This is a genomic window from Mycobacterium sp. HUMS_12744610 (assembly GCF_041206865.1).
GTDB classification, from domain to species: Bacteria; Actinomycetota; Actinomycetes; order Mycobacteriales; family Mycobacteriaceae; genus Mycobacterium; species Mycobacterium servetii.
Window position 1 is genome coordinate 4,415,801 of the sequence record NZ_JBGEDP010000001.1, and the last position, 14,964, is coordinate 4,430,764.

Genomic DNA, 14,964 nt, shown 5'->3' on the forward strand with positions numbered 1-14,964 from the left:
GCGGCGCATCGGCGGCGGGCCCACCCATCGCGGGACCGCATGTGCAAACCCGTCCGATTGATGCACCATTTGGGGTTTACTGGCGACAGCATCGAGATAGACGCCGCACCGCAGCGCGTCTGGGACGTCTTCAGCGACGTCGAGCGCTGGCCCGAATGGACCGCCTCGGTGACGTCGCTGTCCGGGCTCGACGGAGCCGGCCTCGCCGTCGGCAAACGGTTCGCGATCAAACAGCCCGGCCTGCATACACCCATCTGGCGGGTCACCGAGCTCCAGCCCGGTGCAGCGTGGACGTGGGTGCACCGCTCCCCCGGCGTGCGAGTGACCGCCCGCCCCCACGTCAGCGCGCTGCCCGGCCGGGCGCACCCTGGTACGCCGGGAACTCGACCAGAACGGCGTGCTCGGCGCGCTGGTCGGGCGCCTAACGGTCAAGCGGACCAAGCGTTTCCTCGAACTCGAGGCGCGCGGCCTCAAAGCCCGCGCCGAGCGGCTGAGCGGTGCCGATGGTCCGCACTCCTGACCTGCAGCGGCGCCAGCACCTGCTCCAGGCCGTCTTCGACGAGTTCGCCGCGGGCGGCATCGGCGACCGCTCGCTGCGCGACGTGGCCGCGGCGGTCGGCACCAGCCACCGGATGCTGTTGCACCACTTCGGTTCTCGCGAAGATCTGTTGGTCGCTATCGTCGAGGAGGCCGAACGCCGCCAGATGGCCCTCGTCCCCGATCTGCCGACGGATCCGGCCGAGGGGTTCGCCGCCATGTGGGCGGACCTGCGCCGCCCCGAAACTCCGGCAGCTGGAACGCCTCTTCTTCGAGTGCTATTCGCGCGCGGCCCAGGGCGAGAAGCCGTTCACCCGCATGGTCCCCGGCGCCGTCGAGGACTGGCTGCGCGACGTCGAGGCCAACGCCGTCGCGCCCTACGACCGCGCGATGGCAAGGCTGGGGCTGGCCGTGACCCGCGGGCTGCTGCTGGACCTCGTGGCCACCGACGACGACGCCGGTGTCGACGCGGCCGCGCGGGCCTTCATCGAGCTGCTCAGCCGTTGACTGCAGCCCCCAGCGGGGCTGCCGACGGCCGGCCCGGGTTGCCCTGCCCGAAGAACTGATACTCCTCGGGCTTGACCGAACGGGTCTGCCGCCAGTACTGCCAGGTGTATCCGCCCCACAGCACCGTGTTCTTGCCGTGTTCGTCCAGATACCAGCTGCTGCAGCCGCCGCTGTTCCACACCGACGGCCCCAGCATGCGCTGCAGCTCGTCGTTGAACGCGTCCTGGGCGGCGCGCGTGGGCGCCAGCGCCTGCGCGCCGCGCTTATCGCAGGCCGCGATCGCGTCGGCGACGTAGTGGATCTGGGATTCGATCATGAACACCACCGAGTTGTGCCCCAGCCCGGTGTTCGGCCCCAGCAGGAAGAACAGGTTGGGCATGCCGGCCACGGTGATGCCGCGGTGCGCGGCGATCCCCTCCCGGTTCCAGCGATCCACCAGGTCCTCGCCGTCGTGCCCCTTGATCTGGACGTAGGTGTAGGAGTCGGTGACGTGGAAGCCGGTCGCGAAGACGATCACGTCGGCCTTGTGCTCGACGCCATCGGCCGTGACGATACCGTCGGGCGTGATCCGCGCGATGTGCTCGGTGATCAGTTGGGTCTTCGGGTCGGCCACCGCGCGGTAATAGGTGGAGGAGTTCAGGATTCGCTTGCACCCGATGCGGTAGTGCGGGAGCAGCTTGCGGCGCAGCTCGCGATCCTTGACCGAGCGGCGGATGTTGTATTTGACGTAGGCCTCGATGAACTTCAGCAGGTCCGGGCGCTTGGTCATGCCGATGGCCAGCGCCTCCTGCGCCCAGTAGATCCCGGCGCGCACCAGGGCACGCAGCCCGGGAACATTCGCCATGGCCCGGCGCAGCGCCGGCGGGAACTCGGGGTTGGAGCGCGGCACCACCCACGGCGGGGTGCGTTGGTAGAGCTGCAGTTCGGCGACCTGCCCGACGATCTCCGGCACGATCTGGATCGCGCTCGCGCCGGTCCCGATGATCGCCACCCGCTTGCCGGTCAGGTCGACGCTGTGGTCCCACTGCGCGGAATGGAAAGCGGAGCCGCGAAATTCGTCGCGGCCCGCGAAGTCGGGGATGGCCGGGATGTGCAGCGCCCCCGCGCCCGAGATCAGGAACTGCGCGACGTATTCGCGGCCGTCGGCGGTGAATACGTGCCAGCGGTTCTCGGCGTCGTCCCAGTGGGCGCGGTCGACCAACGAATCGAACACAATGTGGCGGCGCAGCCCGTATTTGTCGGTGACTCCCCTGAGGTAGTCCCAGATCTCGGGCTGATAGGAGAACGGGTTGCGCCAGTCCGGCTTGGGCTCGAAGGAGAACGAGTACAGGTGCGACGGGATGTCGCAGGCACACCCGGGGTAGCTGTTGTCCCGCCAGGTGCCGCCGACGTCGTCGGCCTTTTCCAGGATGACGAAGTCCACGCCCCGCCGCTGCAGCGTGATGGCCATTCCCAGACCGGAGAAGCCGGTGCCGATGATCAGGGCACGGGTGTGCACGGGGGTCTGCCGTTCGCGGCTCTGGGCCGGCTCGCCGAGGGACATCGCGCGGTCCTTCCTGGGAACGCCGGTACCGGATATTCGATCCACTTCAGTGTGTCGACCGCGATTAGGGCTGTCAAACCGACGTCGCTGTTCAGCGCCCCTCGGTCAGCAACGCAACCGAGCGGCGCAGTTGCTGCTCGGGCGGAGCCGGCGGCAACGGCGAATCGGGATGGGCACCGAACGCGTCGACCATCAGCGCGGCGAACCGCCGCCAGGCATCCGGAGCCGCGGTGCCGGTGGACTTCAGCACGCCGGCATTGGCCATCAACAGGACCACGACGTCGCCGGCCACCGCATCGGGCCGCAGACGACCCTCGGCCTGTGCCCGCCGGATGAGCAGTCGCAGCTTCTCCAGCGTCTCACCGGTACGTTGTTCGACGGTGCTGCTCGCCGGAAAAGCCGTGGTCAACAAATCACGCAGGCCCGCATCGGTGGCCTGTAGCTCGCAGAGCTCGACGATCAGCGCCTGAAATCCGTCCCAGGCGCAGGCGCTGGCCAGCGCACGATCCATCGCCTCGGTGTACCGGGAGATGTTGCGCTCGAAGGCGGCGGCCGCCAAGTCCGCGCGGGTCGGGAACCGCCGGTAGAGCGTCGCCACGCCCACACCGGCGCGGCCGGCGATCTCCTCCAAGGGCACCGACAGTCCCCGCTCGGCAAATAATTCCGCGGCGGCGGACAGAATCCGGTCCCGATTGAGCTTCGCGTCGGCGCGCAGTGGTCTGGTCCCCCGTGGTTGCGGCGCTGCGCCTGAAATCACACCTCGAGTGTAGCGATCTAACTGGAGAACGTCATCCATTTTTGCGTATCCTCGCCAGAAGTAAGTGGTGAACAACCTCCATATAAGAATGGATCCCACCCATGGCCATCGTGCTCACAGGCCCGACGCGGGCGCCGGGCGCGACGCTGATCGCGCCACCGACCCTGCGCTTGTGCGCCGAGTCGGCCCAATTGCGTTTTCACGCCTGTGTTTTCACGCCTCGGTTTCAAAGTTGCGCTTCGAGTCACCCGATCAAGGAGTTCGCATGGGTCCGGCACCCCAACCACTGGACGACGAACGGACCGGGCCGATGCCCGCGCCGCCGTTGAGCTCCGCCATCCGCGACGCCACGCACCGGCGCGTCGGCGTAGATGCCCCCACACTGCTGCACGCGTTGTGGTTACCCGCAGTCATCCTGGCTGTCGTCGGTCTGGTCGGATACGGCGTCAACGCCGTTCGACAGGAATCCGACCTGATCACCGCCCCTCCGGCCGACAACTCCGTCCCCGCCACGGTTGTCCAGGTCAATCCGAAGGACATCACTTACGAGGTGTTCGGCGACCTGGGCAGTGGCGGAAAAGTCAGGTACGCCACTGTCAACAGCGAGCCCGTCGAGGTCGTCCTCGCCGCGCTGCCGTGGTCGCATTCGGAAACCACGACGGCCCCCTCGGCCAGCCTCAGTATGGTGACTCAGGTCTCCGGCGATGCGGTGGGCTGCCGCATCCTCGTCAACGGAGTCGTTCGCGACCAGCAGTCCGTCAGGCATGGCAATGCCGCCGCAGCGTGCACGGTGACCGCAGCATGAGCGCCCCGGTCTCCACCGAGCCGAGCGCGACAGACAAGGCGGTGCGTCGGCCGCGCGGGGCGAAAATACTGCGGGCACTGTCCATCCCCATCGTCCTGTTCTGGCTGGCCGTCGCCGTTGTGACGAATGCGATGTTCCCGTCACTGGAGGCAACCGTGAAGGCCCACGCCGGTGCCATGGTCCCGCGGGATGCCCCCTCGTCGCGGGCCGCCATCATCAGCGGTAAAGCCTTCAACGAAACCGATTACACCAGCGCCGCGGTGATCCTGCTGGAAACGCCCGGCCGCGATCTCGGCGCGCAGGACCACGCGTTCTACGACGCGTTGGTGCGCCGGCTCCGCGCGGACAACACGCACGTGCAATCGGTGATGGATCTGTGGGGCAAACCGGTCACCATGTCGGGGCAGCAGAGCGCCGACGGCCGGGCCGCCATCCTCAACGTCCGGCCGACCGGCGATCTCGGTGACGCCCGAGCCAATCAGGCCACCGAAGCCATCCGCGATATCGTCGCCGGGCTGCCGAAACCCCCTGGCCTCAACGTCTACGTGACGGGACCGGCGCCCCTGGCCACCGACACTCTCGAGGCCGCCGACAAAAGCATGCTCAAGCTGACAATCATCACCATCGTGATGATCATCGCGATGCTGTTCATCGCCTATCGCTCGCTGACGGTGGCGCTCATTCCGCTGACTGGCGTACTGATCATCCTCGCCGCGGCCCGGGGCATCGTCTCGATCCTGGTCAACAGCCACGTCATCGGCATCTCCTCGTTTGCCGCGAACATGATGGTGTCCCTGGTGCTCGGAGCCAGCACCGATTACGGCATCTTCTTCCTCGGCCGGTATCGGGAGGCGCGGCGCGCCCGCCGCAACCGCGAAGACGCCTGGTACACCGCCGTGGCCACGGTGCCGCACGTCGTGCTGGGATCCGGCCTGGCGATCTCCGGGGCCTGCCTCTGCCTGAGCCTGACGCACCTGGACTACTTCCGCACCCTGGGCCCGCCATGCTTCGTGTCCATGATCGTGGCAGTGGTGGCGGCACTCACCCTCGGGCCCGCGCTCCTGCACCTCGGCGGCAAGATCAACTATCTCAACCTCGCGCCGGAAGGCGCGCGCGACAGCCAACTCTGGCGCAAACTCGGCATCATGATGGCCAAATGGCCGTTCGCCATGATCGCAGTCGCCGCCCTGGCGATCCCACTGTGCATCGTCAATCTCACGAACTACAAGGTCAGCTACAACGACCGAGACTTCGCCCCGTCGCGTGTCGAGTCCAGCCGCGGATATGACGCAGCCGACAAGCACTTCCCGAAGAGCCAACTCAGCATCGACAGCCTCTACATCCAGTCCGCTCACGACATGCGCAACACCGCTGACATGATCTCGCTGGACCGGATCGCCAAGGCGGTCTTCCACGTCCCCGGTATCTCGATGGTGCAGGGCATTACCCGGCCCAACGGCCGACCTCTGGAACACGCATCACTGCCGTACGCCATGGGATCCATGGGTACCAAGCTCGGAGAGAACGTCGGATTCCTCAAAGAGCGGGTCGCCGACCTCGACGCCCTGGTGGCCAAGATGGGCGACATGGTCGCCACGACCCGGCAGATGACCGCTACCACCGACCATCTCGTCGACCTCACCAACCAGCTGTCGACAGGCACGCACCTGTCCCGGCAAGCCGCCGACGACCTCGCGGCAACGGTCACCGAAGCTCGCGACCATCTGGCCGATTTCGACGACCTCGTCCGGCCGGTGCGCAGCTACCTCTACTGGGAACCGCACTGTTTCGACATCCCCGCCTGCTGGGCCATGCGCTCGCTGTTCGAGACCACCGACAACGTCGACGCGATGAGCGATGAACTCGCCACAATGACCAAAGGGTTGACCACCATCGACTCCGCTACACCGCAGATGGTCGCCCAACTGCAAGGCATGGCCGCCAACATGCGCTCCATGGCCGCCACGATGACCGAGATGCAACACCTCACCGGCGCGATTCAAAGCTTCACCAGCACCACCATCCCGCAGTTCGATGCCATGATCCACCCGATGATCGATATGGCACAGGCGTTCGACAACGCCAAGAACGACGACTTCTTCTTCCTGCCCCCAGATGCGTTGAACAGCCCTGATTTCAAAGTCGCCGAGGATTTCTTCATGACCCCCGACGGCAAGGGTGCCAGGCTGATGATCTACCACAAGGGCGAGGCCATGAGCCCCGAAGGCATCCGCCAGATCGAAAACGCGATGGCCGCCGCGCAGGAATCCATCAAGGGCACCTCACTGTCGCGCGCCAAGCTCTACATGGCCGGCGCGGCATCGAACTACCGTGATGTGCAAGACTATTCGCGCAATGACATCACCATCATGATGATCGCTACATTCGGGCTGGTCTTTCTCATCGTCCTCGTCATCACCAGAGCACTGGTCGGCGCGATCATCGTCATCATCACCGTGGTGGCATCCTTCGCCGGCGCATACGGCCTGTCCGTGTTGATCTGGGAGACCGTTCTCCACGTACAACTGCATTGGTTGACATTGCCGATCGCCTTCATCGTGCTGGTCGCGGTGGGCTCGGACTACAACCTGCTGCTGTTGTCCCGATACCGCGAAGAGCTCGGCGCGGGCATCAGAACGGGCATCATCCGCACCATGGCCGGCTCCGGCACCGTCGTGATGACCGCCGGCTTCGTCTTCGCGTTCACGATGCTGGCTCTGGTCTCCAGCGACGTGGTCAACATCGGCCAAGCCGGCTCGACGATCTTCATCGGCCTGCTCTTCGACATGCTGATCGTCCGACTGTTCCTGGTGATGCCACTCGCCCGGGTACTCGGCGCATGGTTCTGGTGGCCAACCAGGATCCCCCGAAACACCCCGGCGCCGTGGCCAACCCAACGTGGCAGCGCGGCGCCTGCTCAAGCCTGATGAACGTTGAAAAACGCCCGCACAGGCCGCCGGACTCCGTCCACGGGATAGCGGCGCTCAGCCGGCGGCCGGATTGGCGAGCACCATACTGTGGAGCGGCCGGTCGGGATCCATCGAGATGCCGAGCGCCTCGGCGGTACCGACGATGACCCCCACCATGATCGTCGTCAGGTGGGCGACGAACCGCTCGCGCGGCATGCGTCGCGGGCTATCCGCGTCGGGACCCAACCACCACTCGGTGGCCGAGGCGGCCGACCCGAAGGCCGCGTGCCCGGCCAGTTCGACCGCCGCGTGGTCCAGTTCCATCTCGCGCAGCTCGTTGTCGAACATGTCGGCCACGGCCAGCGTGATGCCGCGGCCCTCGTCGAGGATCTGGGGGCTGGCCGCCGAGCGGCCCTGGATGAAGACCCGCAGCACGTTGGGGTGCTGGTCGACGAGGTTGACGTACTCCTCGACGGCGCGCCGGATCACCTCGCGGGCCGAGTCGGTTTTCAGGTCGATCGAGGTGAAGATCGCCGCCCACAGCATGTCGCGCAGACGTTCCCCGATCGCCTGGAACAGGTCGGACTTGTCGTGAAAGTGCCGGTAGATCTTCGGTTTGGCGGTGCCGGCCTCCTCGGCGATCTCTCGCACGCTGAGCTCGGGGCCCAGGCGGTCGATGGCCCGGAACGCCGCGTCGACGATCTCGCCGCGCACCTTCGTGCGGTGGTCACGCCAGTGTTCGCTGCGCGCGTCGACCTTGGCCCCGGGCTTGACGCTGGGGTGGGGCCGAGCAGGTCGAGGCATTCTCACCACGCCAAGCACCATACCGCGTTGCGGCGGCTGACCTGGGCAGACTGGCTGGCCGCCGCCGCGTGAGTGTGCGTTTGGCGATGGGACACATCGTGAGGCCGTCGCCAAACGCGCACCCGGCCAAAGTCCTACAGCATGCAGGACACGCAGCCCTCGACCTCGGTGCCCTCCAACGCCATCTGGCGCAGCCGGATGTAGTAGAGCGTCTTGATTCCCTTGCGCCAGGCGTAGATCTGCGCCTTGTTCACGTCGCGGGTGGTGGCCGTGTCCTTGAAGAACAACGTCAGGCTCAGCCCCTGGTCCACGTGCTGGGTGGCCGCGGCGTAGGTGTCGATGATCTTCTCGTAGCCGATCTCGTAGGCGTCCTGGTAGTACTCCAGGTTGTCGTTGGTCATGTACGGCGCCGGGTAGTAGACCCGCCCGATCTTGCCTTCCTTGCGGATCTCGACCTTGGACACGATCGGGTGGATCGAGCTCGTCGAGTAGTTGATGTAGGAGATCGACCCGGTCGGCGGCACCGCCTGCAGGTTCTGGTTGTAGATGCCGTTGGCCTGGACCGACTCCTTGAGCCGCCGCCAGTCGTCCTGGTCCGGGATGCGGATGCCCGCGTCGGCGAACAGCTGACGGACCTTGTCGGTCTTGGGCTCCCACACCTGCTCGGTGTAGCGGTCGAAGAACTCACCCGAGGCGTACTTGGACTTCTCGAAACCCTTGAAGTGGGTACCGCGTTCGATGGCGATTCGGTTCGAGGCCCGCAGCGCGTGGTACAGCACCGTGTAGAAGTATATGTTGGTGAAGTCGACGCCTTCCTCGGAGCCGTAGAAGACACCCTCGCGGGCCAGGTAGCCGTGCAGGTTCATCTGCCCCAACCCGATCGCGTGGGAGTCGTTGTTGCCCTGCTCGATCGAGGGCACCGAGGTGATGTGGGTCTGGTCGCTGACCGCGGTCAGCGCGCGGATGGCCACCTCGATGGTCTGGGCGAAGTCCGGCGAGTCCATCGTCTTGGCGATGTTCAGCGAGCCGAGGTTGCACGAAATGTCCTTGCCCACTTTGGCATACGACAGGTCCTCGTTGAACAACGACGGCGTGGACACCTGCAGGATCTCCGAGCACAGGTTCGAGTGCGTGATCTTGCCCTCGATGGGGTTGGCCCGGTTCACCGTGTCCTCGAACATGATGTAGGGGTAGCCCGACTCGAACTGCAGCTCGGCCAGCGTCTGGAAGAACTCGCGCGCCTTGATCTTGGTCTTGCGGATACGCGCGTCGTCGACCATCTCGTAGTACTTCTCGGTCACCGAGACGTCGGCGAACGGCACCCCGTAGACCCGTTCTACGTCGTAGGGCGAGAACAGGTACATGTCCTCGTTTTTCTTGGCCAGCTCGAAGGTGATGTCGGGTATCACCACGCCCAGACTCAGCGTCTTGATCCGGATCTTCTCGTCGGCGTTCTCCCGCTTGGTGTCCAGGAAGCGGTAGATGTCGGGGTGATGGGCGTGCAGATAGACCGCCCCCGCACCCTGCCGGGCACCCAGCTGGTTGGCGTAGGAGAAGGAGTCCTCGAGCAGCTTCATGATCGGGATGACGCCCGAGGACTGGTTCTCGATGTTTTTGATCGGCGCGCCGTGCTCGCGAATGTTGCTGAGCAGCAACGCCACTCCTCCGCCGCGCTTGGACAGCTGCAGCGCGGAGTTGATCGAGCGGCCGATCGACTCCATGTTGTCCTCGATGCGAAGCAAAAAGCAGCTCACCGGCTCGCCGCGCTGCTTCTTGCCCGAGTTGAGGAACGTCGGGGTGGCCGGCTGGAACCGGCCCTCGATGATCTCGTCGACCAGCTTCTCGGCCAGCGCGGTGTCGCCGGCGGCCAGGGTCAGCGCCACCATCACGACGCGGTCCTCGAAGCGCTCCAGGTAGCGCTTGCCGTCGAAGGTCTTCAGCGTGTAGGAGGTGTAGTACTTGAACGCCCCCAGGAACGTCGGGAACCGGAACTTCTTGGCGTAGGCGCGGTCCAGCAGCTCCTTGACGAAGTTGCGCGAGTACTGGTCGAGAACCTCACGCTCGTAATAGTTCTCGCGGATCAGATAGTCGAGCTTCTCGTCCTGGTTGTGGAAGAAGACGGTGTTCTGGTTGACGTGCTGCAGGAAGTACTGCCGCGCCGCCAGCACGTCCTTGTCGAACTGGATCCTGCCGTCGGCGTCGTACAGGTTGAGCATCGCGTTCAGCGCGTGGTAGTCCGTCTCCCCCGGCAGCGCGTGGGTGCCGGACGTTACAGGTTCTGCAGCGACGGTTGGTGACACGTCTGTTCCTTCCAGAAGTCGGCGAGCCCGGCGCGGACGGCATCCACGTCGTCCGGGGTCCCCATCAGTTCGAAGCGGTAGAGGTAGGGAACACCGCACTTGCGGGAGACCACGTTGCCCGCATAGGCGAATTCCGCACCGAAGTTGTTGTTGCCCGCGGCGATGACGCCGCGGATCAGCGACCGGTTGTGTTCGTTGTTCAAGAAGGTGATGACCTGTTTGGGTACATAGCCTCCCGCATCGAGGTCGGGGGTGGCCCGGCCGCCGCCGTACGTGGGCAGTATCAGCACGTAGGGGTCATCGACCTCGATGCGACCGTGCAACGGTATCCGCGTGGCGGGAACCCCCAGCTTCTGCACGAAGCGGTGGGTGTTCTCCGACACCGACGAGAAATAGACCAGTGACGATCGCAAGCCCGGCGCAGCCGGGCGCAGCGGGTCGTCACTCATCAGATCCAGGTTGGGCCCCGTGACACCCATGGGCACCGCAACCTCCTCCTCGGCTGTCCGTCGACTGCGCTAGGCGCTGAGCACCGCGCCCGCGAGCGCCTTGATGCGGTCCGGCCGGAATCCCGACCAGTGGTCGTTTCCCGCCACGACCACTGGGGCCTGCAGGTACCCCAGGGCCATCACGTAATCCCGCGCCTCGGAGTCCAGCGTGATGTCGACCTTCTCGTAGGCCAGACCCTGCTTGTCCAGAGCCTTCTGGGTAGCGGTGCACTGCACGCAGGCTGGCTTGCTGTACACGGTGATGCTCATGGGATGCCGCTCCTTCGCGGGAGATGGGGACTCGAAAACGGTCTGGGGAAACGATCCGGGACACGATCTGGCAACTGCTCGGGTACTACATCTGTGCTGTGTTCAGCGATCCGCCAAGCCCCTGAATTCCCGTTGAGCGGCTGCCGCGCCGGGCGGACCGGCGCTGCCGGTTCCGGGAACCTCGCCAGCCCGGCTGGCTTGGCGAATCTGGGATCTGCCGGTGCTCGAAACACTACACCTAGTGGGTCATGAGAAGAAGAATACAAGATGTTCTGAACAACATTTATGAAATTCCCTGGTCGTAAGCACTGCGGCGAACACCCGCCCGGCGTGTCGCGCGTCACAATGCCCGCTGAAGCAATCCATGCGTGCCGGTATATCACCGGCCACCGACAAACCGGCCGCGTCGGCCCGCATCCCGACCGGCAGCAAATCCGCTGGCCCCTGGGCCGGCGGCTTCGGCTGTCCGTTCCCGACGAGGCGGCCGCTCGGCGGCCTGCGGTTTGTCGGTCGTCGACGCGCTCAGCCGACCTCGGCGACGAGCTTGCCGACGGCCTCCCGCACATTGGCCGACAACTCGGCATGGTCCGCCGGGGCCGTGCCCTCCAACGTGGCGAACGGCACCGACAGCTTGATCGACTCGACCACGCGGGCGCCGGCGATGCCGAAGGACTTGCGGGTTTCTTCGTGTGCCCACACCCCGCCGTAGCGGCCCATGGCGCCCCCGATCACGGCCAGTGGCTTGCCCTTGAGCGCGCCGCCGCCGAACGGGCGCGAAAGCCAGTCGATGGCGTTCTTGACGACCGCCGGGATGCTGCCGTTGTACTCGGGGGTGACCACCAGCGCGGCGTCGGCCCCGGCGGCCGCGGCACGCAGCGCCGCGACGGGGGCGGGCGCCTGCGCGATCCCGTCGGTGACGGCGGGGTCGATCTCCTCGTTGTAGAAGGGCAACTCCCCCAGTCCCTCGAACACCGTGACGGTCACGCCGTCGGGAGCGACCGCGGCCGCCAGTTCGGCGATCTGGCGATTGATCGACGCCGCCCGCAGGCTGCCCACCAAGGCCAAGATCGTGATGTTGGAGTTCTCTGGCACCGTTACGTCCCTTTCAGCTCGTTGGCTTACAGCTTTCAGCACCAAAGCGGACTATAGTCCGATTTATTCCCCGTGGCGTTACAGTGCAGGAGTGAGCGAGGTCCTGAGTCCCGGCGAGCTACCCGTGTCCGCCCCGCACGAGCGGGGCGACGCGGCCCGCAACCGCGCGCTGTTGCTCGACGCGGCGCGGCGCCTGGTGGCCGCGCGCGGCGCGGACGCCGTCACGATGGACGACGTCGCGGCGGCGGCCGGCGTGGGCAAGGGCACGCTGTTTCGCCGGTTCGGCAGCCGCGCGGGCCTGATGATGGTGCTGCTCGACGAGGACGAGCGCGCCGCCCAGCAGGCGTTCCTGTTCGGGCCGCCGCCACTGGGACCCGGCGCACCCCCGCTGGACCGGCTGCTGGCCTTCGGCCGCCAGCGGATCGAGTTCGTGCATGCCCACCACGCGCTGCTGTCGGCGGCCAACCGCGACCCGCACAGCCGGTTCAACGCGCCGTCGATGGTGCTCCGCACGCACGTACGGATGCTGTTGCGGGCGGCCGGGACCACCGGCGACCTCGAGGCCCAGACCGACGCGCTGCTATCGCTGCTCGACGCCGATTACGTCGAGCATCGGCTCCACGACGGCGGGTACACCCTCGCCACGCTCGGCGACGCATGGGAGAGCCTGGCCCGCAAACTGTGCGGGGAGTGATGGCCGGCTGGATCCTGCACGTCGACCTTGACCAATTCCTCGCCTCGGTCGAACTGCGCCGCCGTCCCGAACTGGCCGGGCTGCCGGTCATCGTCGGCGGCAGCGGCGACCCGGCCGAACCGCGCAAGGTCGTGACCTGCGCCTCCTATGAGGCCCGCGAATTCGGGGTGCGCGCGGGGATGCCGCTGCGGGCCGCCGCGCGGCGCTGCCCCGCCGCGACATTTCTGCCGGCCGACCCCGTGGCCTACGACGCGGCGTCCGCTCAGGTCATGGGCGCGCTGCGCGACCTCGGGCACCCCGTCGAAGTGTGGGGCTGGGACGAGGCCTACGTCGCGGTGGGCGACGACGACCCCGTCGAGGTCGCCGAGCGGATCCGCGAAGTCGTCTCGGCCGAGACCGCGCTGTCCTGCTCGGTCGGCATCAGCGACAACAAGCAACGCGCCAAGGTGGCCACCGGCTTCGCCAAGCCGGCCGCGTCTACGCGCTCACCGACGCCAACTGGATGAGCGTGATGGCCGACCGCCCGGTAGACGCCCTCTGGAGCGTGGGCCCCAAGACCACGAAAAAGCTTGCGACGCTGCGGATCACCACGGTAGGAGAGCTCGCCGGCGCCGGCGCCGATGCCGAGCTGCTGACCTCGGCCTTCGGCGCGCGCACCGGACTGTGGCTGCTGCTGTTGGCCAAGGGTGGTGGTGACACCCACGTCAGCACCGAGCCGTGGGTGCCACGTTCGCGCAGCCGCGTCGTCACCTTCCCCCGCGACCTGACCGACCGCGCGCAAATGGCCGAGGCGGTAACGGAATTGGCCCGCAAGGCGCTCGACGACGTGGTGGCGTCGGGCCGGGTCGTCGCCCGGGTGGCGGTGACCGTGCGAACCGCGACCTTCTACACCCGCACCAAAATCCGCAAGCTCGACGAGCCCACCACCGCCGCCGACGCCGTCGTGGCCGCAGCCCTGCGGGTCTTCGACCTCTTCGAGCTCGACCGGCCGGTCCGGCTGCTCGGGTTCGACTCGAACTGACCATGCCGCGGTAGCTCGCCCGGATCACGGGGTGGTGCCCTCGTAGTACAGGCCGGCGAGCTCGTACCCGGCGTTCTGGAAGCCGCAGGCCAGAGCCGGCCGCCTCGGGCGGCCCGTTCAATCGGGATCACAACACCGGTCGGGCACTGCCCGCACCCGCGTGTTGTTCAGCAGTCCGTGGCGCAAGAACTTACGGCCGCAGGGCCGGCGATCTGCATCGCTTTGAAGCGAGATCTGACCGTTATCGAAAGAAATCAACTTTGGCGACAATGTCGACTCTGTTGACACCGAATGGCTGCCGAGATTGGAATTCCCGCAGTCAGCGCCGCCGACCCCGTTATCCGGAATTCGACCCGAACCCCGGCCGGGGCGCCGGCGCGGGCCGCAGCGCGCGCGTGAACCCCAGGTTCACCGCGCGCATCGCCACGCTGTAGGGCCACCAGGCGAATCGCTTGAACGCATATAGCGCCCGGATGTCCGCCGACGTGTAGATCAGGTACCGGTTCTTGGCGACCCCCGCGACGATCTTCTCGGCCGCCCGTTCCGGCGACACGGCGTGCCCGCCGAAGCGCTCGACCCAGCGGGCGACCCTGGGGTCTTCGCGGTCGACGCCGGCGATCTCGACCGTGTCGATCAACGGGGTGCGCACCGCGCCCGGCACCACGACCGACACCCCGATGCGATGGCGGGCCAGGTCGAAGCGCAGCACCTCGGAAAGGCCGCGCAGCCCGTACTTGCTGGCGCTGTAGGCGGCATGCCAGGGCAGCGCGACCAGTCCGGCCGCCGAGGAGATGTTCACCAGGCGCCCACCCCGCCCGGCCGCGACCATCGGCGGGACGAACGCCTCGATGACGTGGATCGGGCCCATCAGGTTGATCGCGATCATCTTGTCCCACTGCTCGTGGGTCAGCCGGTCCACGGTGCCCCAGGCCGACACCCCGGCGACGTTCATCACGACGTCCATGCTCGGGTGCGCGGCGTGCACGTCGGCGGCGAACGCCGCGACCGCGTCATAGTCGGTGACGTCCAGGGCGCGGTGCTCGGGCACGCGCGCGCCCAGCGCGCGCGTGTCGGCGACGGTGAGCTCGAGGCCGTCGGCGTTGCGGTCGGTCAAATAGAGCTCCGCGCCGTCGGCGGCCAGCCGCAGGGCGGTCGCGCGGCCGATGCCGCTGGCCGCGCCGGTGACCAGACACCGCTTCTGCGTGAAATACCCCCCGGATGCGCTGTGCGCCATAGT

Annotated in this window: 11 protein-coding genes and 3 pseudogenes; 6 read left to right on the plus strand and 8 right to left on the minus strand. The window is 66.8% G+C overall.

All coding sequences use genetic code 11. The features are described 5' to 3' along the window. Positions 1–60 precede the first annotated feature (60 nt). Positions 61–520 (plus strand): annotated as a pseudogene (locus tag AB8998_RS21255) (SRPBCC family protein). Beyond that, positions 504–1,044 (plus strand): annotated as a pseudogene (locus tag AB8998_RS21260) (TetR family transcriptional regulator). Before AB8998_RS21255 ends, AB8998_RS21260 begins: the two co-directional pseudogenes overlap by 17 nt. Here the strand turns inward: AB8998_RS21260 and AB8998_RS21265 are convergent. Together AB8998_RS21265 and AB8998_RS21270 are read right to left on the minus strand one after the other, a co-directional pair. After that, entirely contained in the window at positions 1,034–2,587 is a 1,554-nt protein-coding gene (locus tag AB8998_RS21265; RefSeq protein ID WP_369739659.1) for a flavin-containing monooxygenase, read from the minus strand. The pseudogene AB8998_RS21260 and the gene AB8998_RS21265 sit on opposite strands and share 11 nt — an antisense overlap. Positions 2,588–2,678: 91 nt before the next feature. After that, on the minus strand, positions 2,679–3,344 hold the full coding sequence (locus AB8998_RS21270) for a TetR/AcrR family transcriptional regulator (protein WP_369739660.1): 666 nt from the start codon (positions 3,342–3,344) through the stop codon (positions 2,679–2,681). 394 nt (positions 3,345–3,738) lie between these two features. Between AB8998_RS21270 and AB8998_RS21275 the strand changes: the two genes are divergently transcribed. Then, complete coding sequence (locus AB8998_RS21275; RefSeq protein ID WP_369741691.1) at positions 3,739–4,149, plus strand: MmpS family transport accessory protein; 411 nt, start codon at positions 3,739–3,741, stop codon at positions 4,147–4,149. Next, complete coding sequence (locus AB8998_RS21280; protein WP_369739661.1) at positions 4,146–7,076, plus strand: MMPL/RND family transporter; 2,931 nt, start codon at positions 4,146–4,148, stop codon at positions 7,074–7,076. The genes AB8998_RS21275 and AB8998_RS21280 overlap by 4 nt, the downstream gene beginning before the upstream one ends. Before the next feature lie 57 nt (positions 7,077–7,133). Here AB8998_RS21280 and AB8998_RS21285 read toward each other — a convergent pair whose 3' ends face one another. The 5 genes from AB8998_RS21285 to AB8998_RS21305 all read right to left on the minus strand — a co-directional run bounded on the left by AB8998_RS21285 (position 7,134) and on the right by AB8998_RS21305 (position 12,012). Continuing rightward, positions 7,134–7,862: a TetR/AcrR family transcriptional regulator gene (locus AB8998_RS21285; RefSeq protein ID WP_369739662.1), complete on the minus strand. Its 729-nt coding sequence runs from the start codon at positions 7,860–7,862 to the stop codon at positions 7,134–7,136. Between the two features lie 134 nt (positions 7,863–7,996). After that, the gene (gene nrdE / locus AB8998_RS21290) at positions 7,997–10,162 is read right to left on the minus strand and encodes a class 1b ribonucleoside-diphosphate reductase subunit alpha (protein ID WP_369739663.1); all 2,166 of its coding nucleotides are present in this window, start codon (positions 10,160–10,162) and stop codon (positions 7,997–7,999) included. Beyond that, the gene (nrdI, locus tag AB8998_RS21295; RefSeq protein WP_369739664.1) at positions 10,132–10,611 is read right to left on the minus strand and encodes a class Ib ribonucleoside-diphosphate reductase assembly flavoprotein NrdI; all 480 of its coding nucleotides are present in this window, start codon (positions 10,609–10,611) and stop codon (positions 10,132–10,134) included. Before nrdI ends, nrdE begins: the two co-directional genes overlap by 31 nt. Before the next feature lie 69 nt (positions 10,612–10,680). Then, positions 10,681–10,920 carry a redoxin NrdH gene (locus AB8998_RS21300; protein WP_369739665.1) on the minus strand — a complete coding sequence of 80 codons (240 nt, stop codon included), beginning with the start codon at positions 10,918–10,920 and terminating at the stop codon, positions 10,681–10,683. 522 nt (positions 10,921–11,442) lie between these two features. Continuing rightward, positions 11,443–12,012 (minus strand): NAD(P)H-dependent oxidoreductase, encoded by a 570-nt coding sequence (locus AB8998_RS21305; RefSeq protein ID WP_369739666.1) that lies wholly within the window; start codon positions 12,010–12,012, stop codon positions 11,443–11,445. Positions 12,013–12,103: 91 nt separating this feature from the next. On the opposite strand from AB8998_RS21305, the gene AB8998_RS21310 reads away from it, so the two are divergent. Both AB8998_RS21310 and AB8998_RS21315 read left to right on the plus strand, forming a co-directional pair. Continuing rightward, the gene (locus AB8998_RS21310; RefSeq protein WP_369739667.1) at positions 12,104–12,706 is read left to right on the plus strand and encodes a TetR/AcrR family transcriptional regulator; all 603 of its coding nucleotides are present in this window, start codon (positions 12,104–12,106) and stop codon (positions 12,704–12,706) included. Further along, a pseudogene (locus tag AB8998_RS21315) lies at positions 12,706–13,738 on the plus strand (DNA polymerase IV); the annotation flags it as partial. The gene AB8998_RS21310 and the pseudogene AB8998_RS21315, both read left to right, overlap by 1 nt. A gap of 326 nt (positions 13,739–14,064) precedes the next feature. On the opposite strand, the gene AB8998_RS21320 reads toward AB8998_RS21315, so the two are convergent. Further along, positions 14,065–14,961, minus strand: coding sequence for an SDR family oxidoreductase (locus AB8998_RS21320; RefSeq protein WP_369739668.1), 897 nt, complete (start codon positions 14,959–14,961; stop codon positions 14,065–14,067). Positions 14,962–14,964: the final 3 nt, after the last annotated feature.